Here is a 14,777-nt window from a genome sequence, read left to right on the forward strand (position 1 = left end):
GGGTGGGTCAGCCGCGCTTCTGCTGCTCGCGGTAGCGCCGGTTGTACTCCCGCATCCGCTGCGGGACGCCGACCACGGCCGCGTCGTAGGACGGGACCCGGTGGTCGTTGCAGAACCGGTGCGCCCACTTCACCGACGGCACGCGTCGCCGCGTCCACTCGCCGTCGTGCGCGACCAGCAGGAGGGTCACGTCGCTGACGGCCGTCCGCGGCTCCACGAAGCCCTCCACGCCGTGGCGCGCCGCCAGCCAGGTCTGCAGGTGCTCCACGTCGGTGGCGTCGGAGGCGCGCACCCGGGTCGAGCCCGTGCGCAGGCCGTCCCGCGCCGGGGCGCTCGTGCGCGGGCCGCGGCGGAAGCGGTCCAGGATTCCCATGCGCCCAGTGTGCCCTGTCAGGTGTGAACCGACCGGGAGCCAGGCGCGGGCGGCCCTGCGGTCGACCTGCGGCCCACCCGCTGCCCACCCGTGACGGGGTGGACAGCACGCGACGAGGTGGCAGGATGGCGGCACCGACGCAGCGCAACGCCGCGACCGCGACGGCCAGGAAGGACGAGTGTGACCGGGACCGACGTCGACGTGCTCATCCTCGGAGCCGGGTCCGCCGGCTACGCCTGTGCGTTGCGCGCGGCGCAGCTCGGCCTGAGCGTCACGCTGGTGGAGAAGGACCGTCTCGGCGGCACCTGCCTGCACCGCGGCTGCATCCCCACGAAGGCGCTCCTGCACTCCGCCGAGGTGGCCGACGCGGCCCGCGAGGCATCCCGGTTCGGCGTCCTCGCCGCCCTCGAGGGCATCGACATGGCCGGCGTCCAGGCCTACTCCGACGGGGTCGTCGGCCGACTCTTCACGGGCCTGACCGGTCTCGTGCGCAGCCGCGGGGTCACGGTCGTCGAGGGCGCCGGGCGCGTCACCGGGCCCCGCGAGGTCACGGTGGACGGCGTGGTGCACACCGGTCGCGCCCTCGTGCTGGCCACGGGGTCGGCCCCCAGCGTCCTCCCGGGGATCGAGGTCGACGGCGCCCGCGTCCTCACCTCCGACGACGCCCTGCGCCTCGACCACGTCCCGGCCAGCGCCCTCGTCCTCGGTGGCGGGGTCATCGGCTGCGAGCTCGCCTCGGCCTGGCGCTCGTTCGGCACCGAGGTGACGATCCTGGAGGCGGCCGACCGGTTGCTGCCGTCCGAGGACCCCGACAGCGTCGCCGTTCTCGCCCGCGCCTTCCGCCGCCGCGGCATCACCGCCCGCACCGGCGAGGTCTTCCAGAGCGTGAAGACCACCGACGAGGGGGTCGCCGTCACGCTCGAGGGCGGGGAGGTGCTGGAGGCCGAGGTCCTGCTCGTCGCCGTGGGCCGCCGGCCCGTCACCGCTGGCCTGGGCCTCGAGGACGTCGGGGTGGCCACCGAGCGCGGCTACGTGCTCACCGACGAGCGCTGCCGGACGTCCGTCGAGGGCATCTACGCCGTCGGCGACATCGCGCCCGGCCTCCAGCTCGCGCACCGCGGCTTCGCCCAGGGCGTCTTCGTCGCCGAGGACGTCGCGGGCCTCTCCCCCGCCCCGGTCGACGAGACGCTGGTCCCGCGCGTCACCTACTCCAGCCCCGAGGTCGCCTCGGTGGGCCTCGGCGAGGCCGACGCCCGCGCGCGCTTCGGCGACGACGTCGTCACCCTCACCTACGACCTCGCGGGCAACGGCCGCAGCCAGATCCTGCGCACGCAGGGCCACGTGAAGCTCGTCCGCCGGGCCGACGGCCCGGTCGTGGGCATCCACCTCGTCGGCGAGCGCGTCGGGGAGCTCATCGGGGAGGCACAGCTCGTCGTCGGGTGGGAGGCGCACCCGGAGGACGTGGCCCCGCTCGTGCACGCGCACCCGACGCAGTCCGAGGCGCTCGGCGAGGCCCACCTCGCCCTCGCAGGGAAGGCGCTGCACGCCCATGGCTGAGCGGTCGCTGCGGCAGCGGGTCACGGCCGTGACGCACCCCTGTCCTCGGAGCACCGCGGGCCTGTCCGGCATCCGGAACCAGGTCTGGCGCGCGTCCGTAATCCGGAGAACCATGGTCGCAGTGCGAGCAACGCGCCCGAGGGTGGACCCCGTTGCGCACCGCATTGGCTGCGGGTGAACAATCGAGGGCAACACGAGCCTGGCACCACCTGGGCGACCGGACCCGCGCACGCGCACGGGAGCGGGCCCCGCACGAGAAGAAATCGCGAGCGAAGGAATCGAATTGGCTACCGAAGTCAACCTCCCGGCACTGGGTGAGTCCGTCACCGAGGGCACCGTCACCCGCTGGCTGAAGCAGGTCGGCGACACCGTCGCCGTCGACGAGCCCCTGCTGGAGGTCTCGACCGACAAGGTCGACACCGAGATCCCGTCCCCGGTCGCCGGCACCCTTCTCGAGGTCAAGGTCAACGAGGACGACACCGTCGAGGTCGGCGCCGTGCTGGCCCTCATCGGCGAGGCCGGCGAGGCCCCCGCCGGCGACGCGCCCGCCCCGGCCCCCGCCGAGGAGCCCGCCGCGGCCGCCGAGCCCGAGCCCACCCCGGAGCCGGCCCCGGCCGCCCCCGCTGCCCCGGCCGCGCCCGCCGGTGGCTCCGCCTCCGGCACCGCCGTGAAGCTGCCCGAGCTCGGTGAGTCCGTCACCGAGGGCACCGTCACCCGCTGGCTCAAGCAGGTCGGCGACACCGTCGCCGTCGACGAGCCCCTCCTCGAGGTCTCGACCGACAAGGTCGACACCGAGATCCCGTCCCCGGTGGCCGGCACGCTGCTGGAGATCAAGGTCAACGAGGACGACACCGTCGAGGTCGGCACCGAGCTCGCGATCGTCGGCGACGGCTCCGCCGCCCCGGCCGCCCCCGCCGAGCCCGAGCCCACCCCGGAGCCCGAGCCGACCCCGGCCCCCGCCGCGCCCGCCGCTCCGGCCCCCGCCGCTCCGGCTCCCGCCGCCCCGGCTGCTCCGGCTGCACCCGCCGCTCCGGCTGCCCCGTCCGCCCCGGCCGCCGTCAGCTCCGACTCCTCCACCTACGTCACCCCGCTGGTGCGCAAGCTCGCCGCCCAGCACGGCGTGGACCTCGGCTCGCTCACCGGCTCCGGTGTCGGCGGCCGCATCCGCAAGCAGGACGTCCTCGACGCCGCCAAGGCCAAGGAGGAGGCCGCCAAGGCCCCCGCCGCCCCGGCCGCCGCGGCCCCGGCCGCCGCCGCCCCCGCGGGCGCCACGGCCGTCCCGGTGACCCCCTCGCCGCTGCGCGGGACCACCGAGAAGATGTCGCGCCTGCGCAAGATCGTCGCGGCCCGCATGAAGGAGTCGCTCGACACCTCGGCGCAGCTCACGCAGGTCGTCGAGGTCGACGTCACCAACATCGCCCGCCTGCGCTCCGCCAAGAAGGACGAGTTCCTGGCCCGCGAGGGCGTCAAGCTCTCGTTCCTGCCGTTCTTCGCCAAGGCGGCCGTCGACAGCCTCAAGCAGCACCCGAAGCTGAACGCGACCATCGACGACGAGGCCGGCGAGGTCACCTACCACGACGTCGAGCACGTCGCGTTCGCGGTGGACACCGACAAGGGCCTGCTCACCCCCGTGGTCAAGGAGGCGGGCGACCTCTCGATCGCCGGCCTCGCCAAGAAGATCGCGGACGTCGCGGGCCGCACCCGCACCAACAAGATCGGCCCCGACGAGCTGTCCGGCGGCACCTTCACCATCACCAACCTCGGCTCGGTCGGCGCCCTCTGGGACACCCCGATCATCAACCAGCCGCAGGTCGCCATCCTCGGCCCCGGTGCTGTCGTGAAGCGTCCGGTCGTCATCGACGACCCGAACCTGGGCGAGACCATCGCCGTGCGGCACATGGTCTACCTGGCACTGACCTACGACCACCGCCTGGTGGACGGCGCCGACGCCGGCCGCTTCCTCTCGGAGGTCAAGAAGCGCCTCGAGAGCGGCGCGTTCGAGGTCTGAGCCCCACGCTCCACCGCTGACGTCGTCAGCACCCACAACCCCCGCCCGGTCCGCCGGGCGGGGGTTGTGTTGTTTTTTCTGGAGGTCGCATCCGACTCAGCCCGACGGGAGGTCGCATCCGACTCGGTCCGCCCAGAGGTCGCACACGACTCGGCCCGACGCGGCAGTGGCTGTTTTGGATTTGCTCGCTTCGCTCGCTGTCGGCGCGCGCACGCTCCTTGTCCTTCGGTCCTCCCCGACGCACCGGCGTTCGCTGGCGCTCACGGCCGACACGTCGGGTCGTCCCTGCAGGACAAGGCCGCGCGCCGACGTCCCAGGGCCGGCGTGGAGTCCCCCGATGGGTGCCGTGCAAGCGTCCGCGCGCGTCCCTCGACCTGCAGCGAGGATGACGAGGTGCCGCCCGTGAGCGCCAGCGAACCGGCGGTGCCGAGGGCTCCGAGCGAAGGGCGAGGGTCATAGCGCGCGGACAGCGAGCGAAGCGAGCAATCCAAAGCAGCGGGCAGTGCAATATCCAGTTTCTCCCTGTCAGTGCCTCGTCGTACCGTCGCGACATCGTGACCATGACTGCACCCCCCGCTCCCGCTCCCACCGCTCCCTCCTCCCGACCGGCGCCGCCGGCCGGCCGTCGGCCGGTGGACTGGCGGCGCCTCCGTTCCCCGCTGGCACTGTCGTGCCTGGTCGGGGCGTTCGTCGCCGCCGTCGGCACGTCCCTGTCCACCGTCTTCGCCGGTCTGATCGCCGAGAACCCGACCGGGCGACTGCTGACGCTGCTCGCGGTCTGCGCCGTGGGTGCCGCGGTGGTGAACACGATCGCCCGCACCGTGTGGGCCGGGGTGGTGGACCGGGCCGAGGGTCGGCTGCGTGCCGACCTCCTCGACGCCGCGATGGCCCAGCCGCTGGCGGACCTGTCGGAGCAGGCGGTCGGCGAGATCTACGACCGGCTAGACGACGACACCTACGAGGTCGGGAGCCTGCTGCGCCAGGGCGTGTGGCAGGCGATCGCGACGCTGCTCGCGGCCGGTCCGCTGTGGGTGGTGGCGACGGTGACGTGGTGGCCCGCGCTGTTCCTGTTCCCGCTCACCGCGGCGATCACCCTGCTCGCCGTCCGTCGGCTGCTCCCGGAGATCGCCCGCCGCAAGGTCGTCGAGGAGATGGCCTGGACGGACCACGCCGCCGCCATGGAGGAGGGCGTCGCCGCCCGCGACGACCTGCGCACCAGCCTCGGCCAGGCCCACGTCGTCCGCCGCTGCGCAGAGCTCGCCGCGACGGTGCAGGCCCGCTTCGGCGCGGTGACGCACCTGGAGCGGCAGGTGGGACGCCGGTCGGGCGGCCTGCTGCACGGCCTGCTGGCCGGGGTCGGCGTGGTCGGGGTGACCCTCGTGGTCGACGGCCGGCTCTCCACGGCGTCCCTGGTCACCCTGTTCCTGGTCACCACCACGTTCGTCGGCCAGGTCGACCAGCTCGCCCGGCACCTGCCGGACCTGCAGGCCGGCCTCGGCGCGGTCATCCGGCTGCGCGACCTCATGGCCTCGGCCCCCGAGCCGTCGGGCGGCGAGCCCGTGCCCGAGGGCGCGCTCGGCCTCGAGCTGCGTGGCCTGCACTTCTCCTACGGCACCGGCACGTACGCGCTGCGCGACGTCGACCTCGTCGTCCCGGCCGGCACGACGTGCGCCCTGGTGGGTCGGACGGGCTCGGGCAAGTCCACGCTGGCCTCCCTGGTCTCCCGCGCGCTCGACCCGGAGCCGGGCAGCGTCCTGCTGGGCGGGCGCGACGTGCTCGACCTCGACCTGCAGGAGCTGCGGGCGAGCGTCGGGGTCGTCACCCAGCGCACGGAGATCCTCGCCGGCACGCTCGCCGAGAACATCGCGCTCTTCGCGGACGTGCCGCGCACCGAGGTCGAGGCGGCGGTCGCCGAGCTCGGCCTGGACGCGTGGGTCGCGGGCCTGCCCGACGGCATCGACACCATGCTCGGCCCCGGTGGCGCCACGCTCTCCGCGGGCGAGGAGCAGCTCGTCGCGTTCGCCCGGCTGCTCGTGCGCGACGTGAAGGTCGTCGTCCTCGACGAGGCGACGGCGCGCATGGACCCGGTGACGGAGGCGCGGGTCGTGCGTGCCTCCGACCGACTGCTGACCGGACGCACCGGCATCCTCATCGCCCACCGGCTCTCCACCACGGAGCGCGCGGAGCAGGTGGCGGTGCTGGACGCCGGCACCGTCGTCCAGCAGGGCCCCCGGGTGCACCTCGCGACCCAGCCCGGGCCGTTCCGCGACCTCCTGGAGGCGGCTGCCCACGAGCCCACCCCCGGCTCCACCCCGCAGAGCGACGCCGACGCCCGTGAGCAGGACGGACCGGAGGCCGGCATCGGCTCCGCCCGCCGTACCGGCACTCCCCCGCCCGAGCCGGTGCTCGAGCCGACGCCCGGCCTGGCCCGGGCCACGTGGTCGGCGATGAGCGCGGAGCCGCGGTGGGGCCTCACGGGCATGCTGCTCTTCGCGATCTCGGCGATGTCGGGGGCCTTCGGCGTGGTCACCGCCTGGATCTGGGGCTTCCTGGTGGAGGCCCTGCAGTCCGACGGGCAGCCCTGGTGGCTGCTGGTCGCGCTCGTGGCGTCCCTGATGGTCTCCCCCTTCATCCTGGCCCAGGCGTTCGCCATCTACCCCCGCTGGTGGGTCGCGGTGATGATGCGGGTCCGCGGGTCGGTGCTGCAGGGGCAGACCGCCCAGCACCGCCTGGTGCGCACGCCTCCCGGCGAGGCGGTCGCCCGCGCGATGGACGCCGACCGGTTGGCGCGGTACGCCGACCGCTGGGTCGACTTCGTCAACGGCCTGCTCATCGTCGCCGTGACCATGCTGCTGTCCTGGAACGTGTTCACCGGCCTGGTGCTGCTCGCGGTGATGGCGGCCTCGGCCCTGGCCTCGTCGTTCGGACGCCGCGTGGCCGGGCGGTCGGCCGCCGCCTCGTCCTCGGCACGGGCCCGCTTCGGCCGGTCGCTGGTCTCGGCGATGGAGTCGATCAGGACCGTGAAGCTGGCGGCGGCCACGCCCGAGGTGCACCGCCACCTGCACCGCGTCGACTCCGGTCGCGTGGAGGCGGCGGTGCGCGAGCACCGCGTGCAGGCGATGCTCGACGGCGTGCCGATCGTGATGGTCCAGTGCGGCGTGGTCGCCGCCTGGGGCGTGCACGTCGCGGGCGGCTGGGGCCTGGCCACGGCGATCCTGGTCGCCAACGCGGTCAACGGGTTCGACTGGTTCGGCCGGGTCGCGGGCTCGGTGGTCACCGAGGCCCCCGGCACCCGTGCCTGGTACCGCGAGACCAGCCGCCTGGCCGGCGGGGGCGACCTCATGCACCAGGCCGAGGGCGTCGACCTCATCTCGGGCGCGGCCCCGCTGCCCGCGCCCGGCCTGGCGGACCCGCTGGCCGAGCTGTCGGTGCGCGGTCTCACCGTCACGCACGACGACGGGACGATCGGGATCAGCGACGTGGACCTCACGGTGCGCCGCGGCGAGCTCGTGCTGCTGCTGGGCCAGGTCGGCTCCGGCAAGTCGAGCCTCCTGGCGGCGCTGGCCGGGCTGGTGCACTCCGCCGGCGCCCTCACCTGGAACGGCGCCGACCTCGGCGACCGGCAGGCCGCGCTGCGGCCGGGGCGCGTGGCGTACGTCGCGCAGGTGCCGCGGGTGCTCTCGGGCACCTTCACCGGCAACATCACGCTCGACCACCCGGACCGCGAGGTCTGGCCCGCGGTCGAGGCCGCGCGGCTGGGCCGGGACGTGGCGGACGCCGGCGGGCCCGACTCGCTCGTCGGCCACCGCGGCGTCCGGCTCTCCGGCGGCCAGGTCCAGCGGCTCGCGCTCGCGCGGGCCCTGGCGTGCGAGGCCGAGGTGCTGCTCGCCGACGACGTGTCGTCCGCCCTGGACGCCGCGACGGAGATCGAGCTCTGGGAGGCGCTGCGCGGGCGTGGCGCCACCGTCGTGGGCGCCACCTCGAAGGCAGCGGCCCTCGCCCGCGCGGACCAGGTCGTCGTCGTCGCGGACGGCACCGTCGCCGAGACGGGCCCGTGGTCCGACCTGGCGGCCAGGTGGGGCCACCTGGCCGGCTGACCCGACCCGGACGGGGGTGTCCCGCGGGGCGACGCGCTGGCAGGCTCGAGGCATGTCGCTGCACGTCGTCATCGCGGGCGCCTCCGGCTTCCTGGGCACCCGGCTCACCGCCGGCCTCGAGGCCCGGGGGCACCGCGTCACCGCCCTCGTCCGCCACCCGACGAACCGGCCGAGCGAGGCCGCCTGGGACCCGTACTCGGACGTCTACCCGCCCGAGGTCATCGAGGCCGCGGACGTCGTCGTGAACCTGGCCGGCGCCCCGCTGCTGGGCAACCCGCACTCGCAGAAGTGGGCCGACGCCGTCCTGGAGAGCCGGGTGACGACCACCCGCCTCCTGGCCCGGGCGATCGCCCGCAGCGACTCACGGCCGGCGTTCCTGGCCGGCAGCGGGGTGAGCATCTACGGCGACCAGGGCTCGACCGTCCTCACCGAGACGTCCTCCAGCCTGGGCGACGCCTTCCTCACCCGCGTCGCCCGCGAGTGGGAGGCGGCGACCGCGCCGGCCGAGGAAGCCGGCGCCCGCGTCGTCCACCTGCGCACGGCCCCGGTGATGGACCGCCGCAGCGCGCCCCTCTCCCAGCTCCGGCTGCTGTTCTCCCTCGGCCTGGGCGCACGCCTCGGCTCGGGCGAGCAGCACATGGCGATGATCTCCGCCCGCGACTGGGTGGGCGCGGTCACGCACCTCGCGGAGGACCCCGAGGCGCGCGGCCCGGTCAACCTGTGCAGCGTCGAGACCCCGACGAACGCGGAGTTCACCACCGCGCTGGCCAAGGCTCTCCACCGGCCGGCCCTGGCGTTCGTCCCCGCCCCGCTCATGAAGGCCGGCGCCGGGCGGCTCGCGCCCGAGCTGCTCGGGTCGCTCAACCTCCGGCCGGCCGCCCTGCAGACGTTCGGCTACACCCACCTGGACGCGGACGTGGACGCCGTGCTGGCGGCCGGGCTCGCCGCCGCGGACTGACGGCCCCGGGCCGGCACCGTACTGACAGCGCCGGCCGGGCTGCGGCCGCGGGCCGCTCACGAGGCCCGGCGCACCTCCCGCACCACCCAGCCGCGCGTCTGCCGCACCAGCACCAGCACCCGCGTCGTGGGCTCGTCCCCGGGCAGGGTCTGGCCGGTGGCCGCCCCGGTGCGCACCCGCTCGACCGTGCCACCGGCGAGCTGGTCGGTGACCCGGACGCGCACGAGCCGGGGCCGGTCGACGAGGGACTCGACAGCGAGGACGCGGGTGTCGAGGTCGGCGACCCGCAGGCCCCGGTCCTGCCAGGCGCGCAGCATCGCGACGTCCGCCCGTCCCGCGGACGAGCCGCGCTCGTAGAGCCGCCTCAGCGTCAGCGGGTCGGACGCCGCCCACGCGACGGCACGGCGGGCGTCCCACGCCGTCACCAGCTGACGGGCCCGGGTGTCGGCCGCGCTCGCGGCCCTCGAGCCCGTCGCGCCGGGGGTCGCGGTGGCGGTCGCGGCGCCCTGGGCCGCGGCAGCCCCTGGCGTCCCCGCTCCCCCGGCTCTTGCCGCCCCCGCCTCCCCTCGCTCCGCCGCCACCGCGACGGGCACCGGCCCGCTCACCCCGACCCCCAGGAGGCGGAGCCCCACCGCGAAGGCGAGCACCACCACGCTCAGCACCAGCGCGGCGAGCCCGACCACCAGCGGCAGCGGCAGCCGGACCCGTTCCCGGGGCGCGATGCGCGAGCCCCCGCGCCGGGGGCGGTGGGAGGGACTGTGGCGGGCGAGGGCGGCGCTCATGCGCGCGTCCTACCCCCGCGACGAGGGCGGCTCACCCGTTTCCACAGGCGTATCGTCTGCGCCCATGAGCACGCACCAGGTCGGCACCGACGCTCCCGCCACGTCCCCCGCCACGGACCTCTCCGTGGGCGCGCCCGCCTCGGCCCTCGAGCGGGCCCGCGCCGCGGGTGGCGAGGTCGCGTTCGAGGTCGCCGGGCTGGGCGGGGACGCCGTCGGCTACCTGGACGCCTGGGAGCTCCAGCGTCGCGTGCACGCCGAGGTGGTCGCGGGCGACCGGCCGGCCACCGTCCTGCTCCTGGAGCACCCGCCCACGTTCACCGCCGGCAAGCGCACGGAGCCGCACGAGCGCCCGGCCGACTCCGGCGGCGCCCCCGTGATCGACGTGGACCGCGGCGGCAAGATCACCTTCCACGGTCCCGGCCAGCTGGTCGCGTACCCGATCGTCCCGCTGCCGGACCACGTGCTCGTCGTCGACTTCGTGCGCCGCATGGAGGAGGCGATGATCCGGGCCTGCGCCGACCTCGGCGTGGTCACCGGCCGGGTGCCCGGCCGCTCCGGCGCCTGGCTCGCCGCGGAGCCCGGCCTGCCCGAGCGGAAGGTCGGAGCCATCGGCATCCGGGTCTCCCACGGCGTGACGATGCACGGCATCGCCCTCAACTGCGACGTCGACCTCGGCTGGTTCGACCGGTTCGTCCCGTGCGGCATCGCGGACGCCGGCGTCACCTCGCTCTCCCGCGAGCTCGGGCGGGACGTGCCCGTCACCGAGCTGCTGCCGGTCCTGCGCGCGCGGCTGGCCGAGATGCTCGCGTGGGAGCCGTACTCCCCGAGCCCGGACGCCGGCCCCGCCGTCGACGACGCCGACCACGGTCCGCGAGTCACCCTGCTGCGTCCGTCCGCGGGCTGACGCAGGAGCGGCACCCGCGCGTCCCTCCCCCGCCGTGGGCGGCCTGTGCCATGCTCCGCCCGTGAGCGAGACCCTGACGGACGGAACGGCGGGGGGCGCGGCCCCCACCGGCGAGCCGGTGATCGAGACGCGCGGCCTGCGCAAGGTCTACCGCGGCCGGAAGGGCACGCACGTCGCCGTGGACGGGCTCGACCTGCGCGTCCCCGCCGGCGGCGTGCACGGGTTCCTCGGGCCCAACGGCTCGGGCAAGACCACGACCATCAGGATGCTGCTCGGGCTGGCCCGCCCGACCGCGGGGTCGATGCGGCTGTTCGGCGAGGAGGTCCCGGCCCGGCTGCCGGCCGTCATCGGGCGCGTGGGCGCCGTCGTGGAGTCCCCGAAGTTCTCCCCCAACCTCACCGGCCGGCAGAACCTGCGCCTGCTGGCGCGCTCGGTGGGCGTGCCCGACGAACGCGTGGAGCGGGCGGTGGCCACCGTGGGGCTCACCGGCCGGGAGAAGGAACGCTACAAGGGCTACTCGCTCGGCATGAAGCAGCGGCTCGCGATCGCCGCCACCCTGCTGAAGGACCCGGCGCTGCTCATCCTCGACGAGCCGACGAACGGGCTCGACCCGGCGGGCATCCGCGAGGTCCGCGACACGATCACCGGCCTCGGCGAGCAGGGCGTCACCGTGCTGCTGAGCAGCCACATCCTCGCGGAGGTGCAGCAGGTCTGCACGTCCGCCACCATCGTCGGACGCGGCCGGCTGCTGGCCTCCGGACGCGTGGACGACCTCCTCGGCGCCGCCACCCGCCACCGGGTCACGGTGGCCGGCGACCTCGGTGCGGCGGCCGACGTCCTCACGCGGGCGGGCCTGGCCGCGACGCCCGAGCCCCCGGCCCACGGCCATCAGGGCCAAGGCCATCAGGGCCACGGGGCCGGCCCCGCGCTGCTCGTCGAGGGCGACGACCCCGCCGCGATCACCCGGGCACTGGGCGAGGCCGGGCTCTGGCTCACCTCGCTGGTGCCGCTCAAGCGCGACCTCGAGCAGCTGTTCCTCGAGGTCACCGCCGGGCAGGGGCCGGGCATGACGATGCCCGCGGACTGGTCCGGCGCCGGGGAGGTCTCCTGATGCGGCACCTCCTGCGCGCCGAGGCCGACCGCCTGCGCTGGCGGCGGGCCGTCGTCCTGCTGGTCCTCGGCGGCGTCCTGCTCACCGCCTTCACCTTCGCCGTCACCGCCTGGAACACTCGACCGGTCTCCCAGGCCGAGCTCGACGCCGTGTTCTCCGAGCGCTACGCCGCCTCCGAGCTCGCGGAGTGCCAGGCGCACCCGCGGCGCTACCTGAGCGGCGCGGTGATCGACGACTCCACGGTCGACGGCACAACGTCGGACGGCGCCGGCAGCGACACCCTCGTGGAGCAGCGGTGCCGCGACCTGCTCTCCTCCTGGTACGGGCTGCGGCCGACCCTCGACCCGCAGAACTCCCTCGAGAACGGCGTGGCCGGCGTCAGCGCCGTGCTCGTCCTGCTGCTCCTGCTGGTCGGCACGACGTTCGCCGGGCACGACTGGAGCACCGGCTCGATGAGCAACCAGCTCCTCTACGAGCCCCGGCGCGCACGCGTCTGGGGTGCCAAGGCGCTCGTGGTGACCGCGGCGGCCATGGCGGTCTGCGCCGTGCTGCTGGGCGCGCTCTGGGGCGGGCTGCTCGGGCTGGCGGCGCTGCGGGACATCACGGTGGCCCCCGGGGTGCCGGGCGACGGCTGGGCCCAGGTGGCGAGGACGACGCTGCTGGCGGGGCTCGCCGCGCTGCTCGGCTTCGCGCTGACGATGCTGTTCCGCAGCACGGTGGCCACGATCGCCGTCCTCTTCGCCCTCGCGCTCACCAGCGGCGGACTCTTCCTCACCCTCGGGATCTTCGGCACGTCGGGCCGCTGGGAGCCCGCCACCAACGTGGCCGCCCTCGTCGTCGGCGAGGCCGACTACTACGACGAGTCGGTCCTGGCGCCGGAGTGCTTCCGACCGAACGGGGGCCTGCGCTGGAAGCGTGCCGGGTGCGATCCGTACCGCACCGTCGGCGCCGTGCAGGGCGGGCTCTACGTGGGGACAGGTGTCGCGTTGGTGTGCGTCGGCTCGGTCCTGGTGCACCGCCGTCGCGACGTCTGAGCGTCGGCCCCGTCCGCGGCCCGCGCTCAGGTTCGGCTCAGGCGGCCTCGCGCCGTACGCTCTGGGGCGTGACGCAGGCACCCAGCACGCCCACCTCCACCGGCTCCTCCGCGATCGATGCGGGCGGCCGCAAGCTGCTGCGCATCGAGGCGCGCAACGCGGAGACCCCGATCGAGCGCAAGCCCGAGTGGATCAAGACCCGCGCCAAGATGGGCCCGCAGTACAAGGAGCTCCAGGGCCTGGTGAAGGGCGAGGGCCTGCACACCGTCTGCCAGGAGGCCGGCTGCCCCAACATCTTCGAGTGCTGGGAGGACCGCGAGGCCACCTTCCTCATCGGCGGCGAGCAGTGCACCCGGCGCTGCGACTTCTGCCAGATCGACACCGGCAAGCCGTCCCCGCTCGACCGCGACGAGCCCCGGCGCGTCGCCGAGTCCGTCCGGACGATGGGCCTGCGCTACTCCACGATCACCGGCGTGGCACGTGACGATCTCGAGGACGGCGGCGCGTGGCTGTACGCCGAGACGGTCCGGCAGATCCACGAGCTCAACCCCGAGACGGGCGTCGAGAACCTCATCCCCGACTTCAACGGGAAGCCCGACCTGCTGCAGCAGGTCTTCGAGTCCCGCCCCGAGGTGCTCGCCCACAACGTCGAGACCGTGCCGCGCATCTTCAAGCGCATCCGGCCCGCGTTCCGCTACGAGCGCTCGCTCGACGTGATCACCCAGGCCCGGGACTTCGGCCTGGTGACGAAGTCGAACCTCATCCTCGGCATGGGCGAGACCCGCGAGGAGATCAGCCAGGCGCTGCACGACCTGCACGAGGCCGGCTGCGAGCTCGTCACCATCACCCAGTACCTGCGGCCCTCCAAGCGGCACCACCCCGTCGAGCGGTGGGTCAAGCCCGAGGAGTTCGTGGACCTCAAGGACGAGGCCGACGAGATCGGCTTCTCCGGCGTCATGTCCGGCCCGCTCGTGCGGTCCTCCTACCGCGCCGGCCGCCTCTACCAGCAGGCGATGGCCGCGCGTGAGGACGCCGGGCAGGACGCCGGGCAGGCGACCGGGACGGGCGCCGGGCAGGGCCTCGGGCAGTCCGCGAACGCCCCGGCCTGACCGGGTACCCCCTGACGTAGAATCGACCCCCGGCGCTCCGGCCGGTCCGCAGGACCCTCCGGACGTGCCGAGCCCGCGCCTGTCCTGGCCGCGGGAGGACCGACGAGCGAGGCACGCCACCAGATGGCCAACAGCAACCCGGCGTCGATGAGCCGGACCAAGCAGTTCATCGAGACCTACAAGATCACCCGGCGCAACGACCCGCGCATCGCGCTCTGGCTGCTGCTCAGCTTCGTGGTCGGCGCCGCCATCGGCTTCGGGCTGTTCTGGCTGCTGCCCGGCGAGGGCGTGCTCAACTGGGTCTTCGGCGTCCTGGGCGGCGTCCTCTTCGGCGTCCTCGCCGCCCTCGTGGTGTTCTCGCGGCGCGCGCAGACCTCCGCGTACTCCCAGATGGAGGGCCAGGTCGGCGCTGCCGCCGCCGCCCTCACCATGCTGCGCAAGGGCTGGCAGACCACCCCCGCCGTCGCCTTCACCAAGCAGCAGGACGTCGTGCACCGGGTCGTCGGCCCGCCCGGCATCGTCCTGGTCGGCGAGGGCCACCCGAACCGGGTCCGCACCCTGCTGGCCGGCGAGCGCAAGAAGCACGAGCGCGTCGCCTACGAGGTGCCGGTCCAGGAGATCGTCATCGGCCGCGGCGAGGGCCAGCTGCCCCTGCCGAAGCTCGTGAGCACGCTGCAGAAGATGAAGCGGGCCATCAAGCCGGCCGAGATGACCGACCTGCTGAACCGGCTCAAGGCGCTGGACGCCAGCCGTCCCGCCGTCCCGCTCCCCCGCGGCCCGGTGCCCACGTCCATGAAGGGCATGCGCGGCAACATGCGCGGCCGCTGAGCCGCGCCAGGCTCCG

The 14,777-nt window shown here is 74.9% G+C and carries 11 protein-coding genes; 9 read left to right on the forward strand and 2 right to left on the reverse strand.

What is annotated here, in order from left to right; genetic code table 11:
- Nucleotides 1-7 precede the first annotated feature (7 nt).
- Nucleotides 8-373 (reverse strand): hypothetical protein, encoded by a 366-nt coding sequence (locus tag E8D37_RS02870; protein ID WP_240770148.1) that lies wholly within the window; start codon nucleotides 371-373, stop codon nucleotides 8-10.
- A gap of 180 nt (nucleotides 374-553) precedes the next feature.
- Here E8D37_RS02870 and lpdA point away from each other — a divergent pair, with 180 nt between their 5' ends.
- From lpdA to E8D37_RS02890, 4 genes are all read left to right on the forward strand, one after another.
- Nucleotides 554-1,930 carry a dihydrolipoyl dehydrogenase gene (lpdA, locus tag E8D37_RS02875; protein ID WP_136568255.1) on the forward strand — a complete coding sequence of 459 codons (1,377 nt, stop codon included), beginning with the start codon at nucleotides 554-556 and terminating at the stop codon, nucleotides 1,928-1,930.
- A gap of 283 nt (nucleotides 1,931-2,213) precedes the next feature.
- On the forward strand, nucleotides 2,214-3,938 hold the full coding sequence (sucB, locus tag E8D37_RS02880) for a 2-oxoglutarate dehydrogenase, E2 component, dihydrolipoamide succinyltransferase (RefSeq protein WP_136568256.1): 1,725 nt from the start codon (nucleotides 2,214-2,216) through the stop codon (nucleotides 3,936-3,938).
- Between the two features lie 560 nt (nucleotides 3,939-4,498).
- Nucleotides 4,499-8,035, forward strand: a complete 3,537-nt coding sequence (locus tag E8D37_RS02885) for an ABC transporter ATP-binding protein (protein ID WP_136568257.1) — start codon at nucleotides 4,499-4,501, stop codon at nucleotides 8,033-8,035.
- A gap of 52 nt (nucleotides 8,036-8,087) precedes the next feature.
- Nucleotides 8,088-8,993: a TIGR01777 family oxidoreductase gene (locus E8D37_RS02890; RefSeq protein ID WP_136568258.1), complete on the forward strand. Its 906-nt coding sequence runs from the start codon at nucleotides 8,088-8,090 to the stop codon at nucleotides 8,991-8,993.
- 56 nt (nucleotides 8,994-9,049) lie between these two features.
- Here E8D37_RS02890 and E8D37_RS02895 read toward each other — a convergent pair whose 3' ends face one another.
- A complete protein-coding gene (locus E8D37_RS02895) occupies nucleotides 9,050-9,775 on the reverse strand; it encodes a hypothetical protein (RefSeq protein WP_136568259.1) in 726 nt (241 codons plus the stop codon).
- Nucleotides 9,776-9,839: 64 nt separating this feature from the next.
- Here E8D37_RS02895 and lipB point away from each other — a divergent pair, with 64 nt between their 5' ends.
- The 5 genes from lipB to E8D37_RS02920 all read left to right on the forward strand — a co-directional run bounded on the left by lipB (nucleotide 9,840) and on the right by E8D37_RS02920 (nucleotide 14,761).
- Nucleotides 9,840-10,679, forward strand: coding sequence for a lipoyl(octanoyl) transferase LipB (gene lipB, locus E8D37_RS02900; RefSeq protein ID WP_136568260.1), 840 nt, complete (start codon nucleotides 9,840-9,842; stop codon nucleotides 10,677-10,679).
- Nucleotides 10,680-10,740: 61 nt separating this feature from the next.
- A complete protein-coding gene (locus E8D37_RS02905; RefSeq protein ID WP_240770149.1) occupies nucleotides 10,741-11,790 on the forward strand; it encodes an ATP-binding cassette domain-containing protein in 1,050 nt (349 codons plus the stop codon).
- Entirely contained in the window at nucleotides 11,790-12,824 is a 1,035-nt protein-coding gene (locus tag E8D37_RS02910; protein WP_136568261.1) for a hypothetical protein, read from the forward strand. The genes E8D37_RS02905 and E8D37_RS02910 overlap by 1 nt, the downstream gene beginning before the upstream one ends.
- A gap of 134 nt (nucleotides 12,825-12,958) precedes the next feature.
- The gene (gene lipA / locus E8D37_RS02915) at nucleotides 12,959-13,933 is read left to right on the forward strand and encodes a lipoyl synthase (RefSeq protein WP_206055553.1); all 975 of its coding nucleotides are present in this window, start codon (nucleotides 12,959-12,961) and stop codon (nucleotides 13,931-13,933) included.
- A 123-nt stretch (nucleotides 13,934-14,056) separates the two neighbouring features.
- Complete coding sequence (locus E8D37_RS02920) at nucleotides 14,057-14,761, forward strand: DUF4191 domain-containing protein (RefSeq protein WP_136568262.1); 705 nt, start codon at nucleotides 14,057-14,059, stop codon at nucleotides 14,759-14,761.
- Nucleotides 14,762-14,777 lie beyond the last annotated feature (16 nt).

The sequence above is a fragment of the Nocardioides sp. GY 10127 genome (assembly GCF_004919085.1).
Taxonomy (GTDB): domain Bacteria; phylum Actinomycetota; class Actinomycetes; order Propionibacteriales; family Nocardioidaceae; genus Nocardioides.

Excerpts from the sequence above, each read along its gene's own strand:
- E8D37_RS02870 (WP_240770148.1), bottom strand. The coding sequence starts at position 373 with ATGGGAATCCTGGACCGCTTCCGCCGCGGCCCGCGCACGAGCGCCCCG.
- E8D37_RS02885 (WP_136568257.1), top strand. The coding sequence starts at position 4,499 with ATGACTGCACCCCCCGCTCCCGCTCCCACCGCTCCCTCCTCCCGACCG.
- E8D37_RS02890 (WP_136568258.1), top strand. The coding sequence starts at position 8,088 with ATGTCGCTGCACGTCGTCATCGCGGGCGCCTCCGGCTTCCTGGGCACC.
- E8D37_RS02895 (WP_136568259.1), bottom strand. The coding sequence starts at position 9,775 with ATGAGCGCCGCCCTCGCCCGCCACAGTCCCTCCCACCGCCCCCGGCGC.
- lipB (WP_136568260.1), top strand. The coding sequence starts at position 9,840 with ATGAGCACGCACCAGGTCGGCACCGACGCTCCCGCCACGTCCCCCGCC.
- E8D37_RS02910 (WP_136568261.1), top strand. The coding sequence starts at position 11,790 with ATGCGGCACCTCCTGCGCGCCGAGGCCGACCGCCTGCGCTGGCGGCGG.
- E8D37_RS02920 (WP_136568262.1), top strand. The coding sequence starts at position 14,057 with ATGGCCAACAGCAACCCGGCGTCGATGAGCCGGACCAAGCAGTTCATC.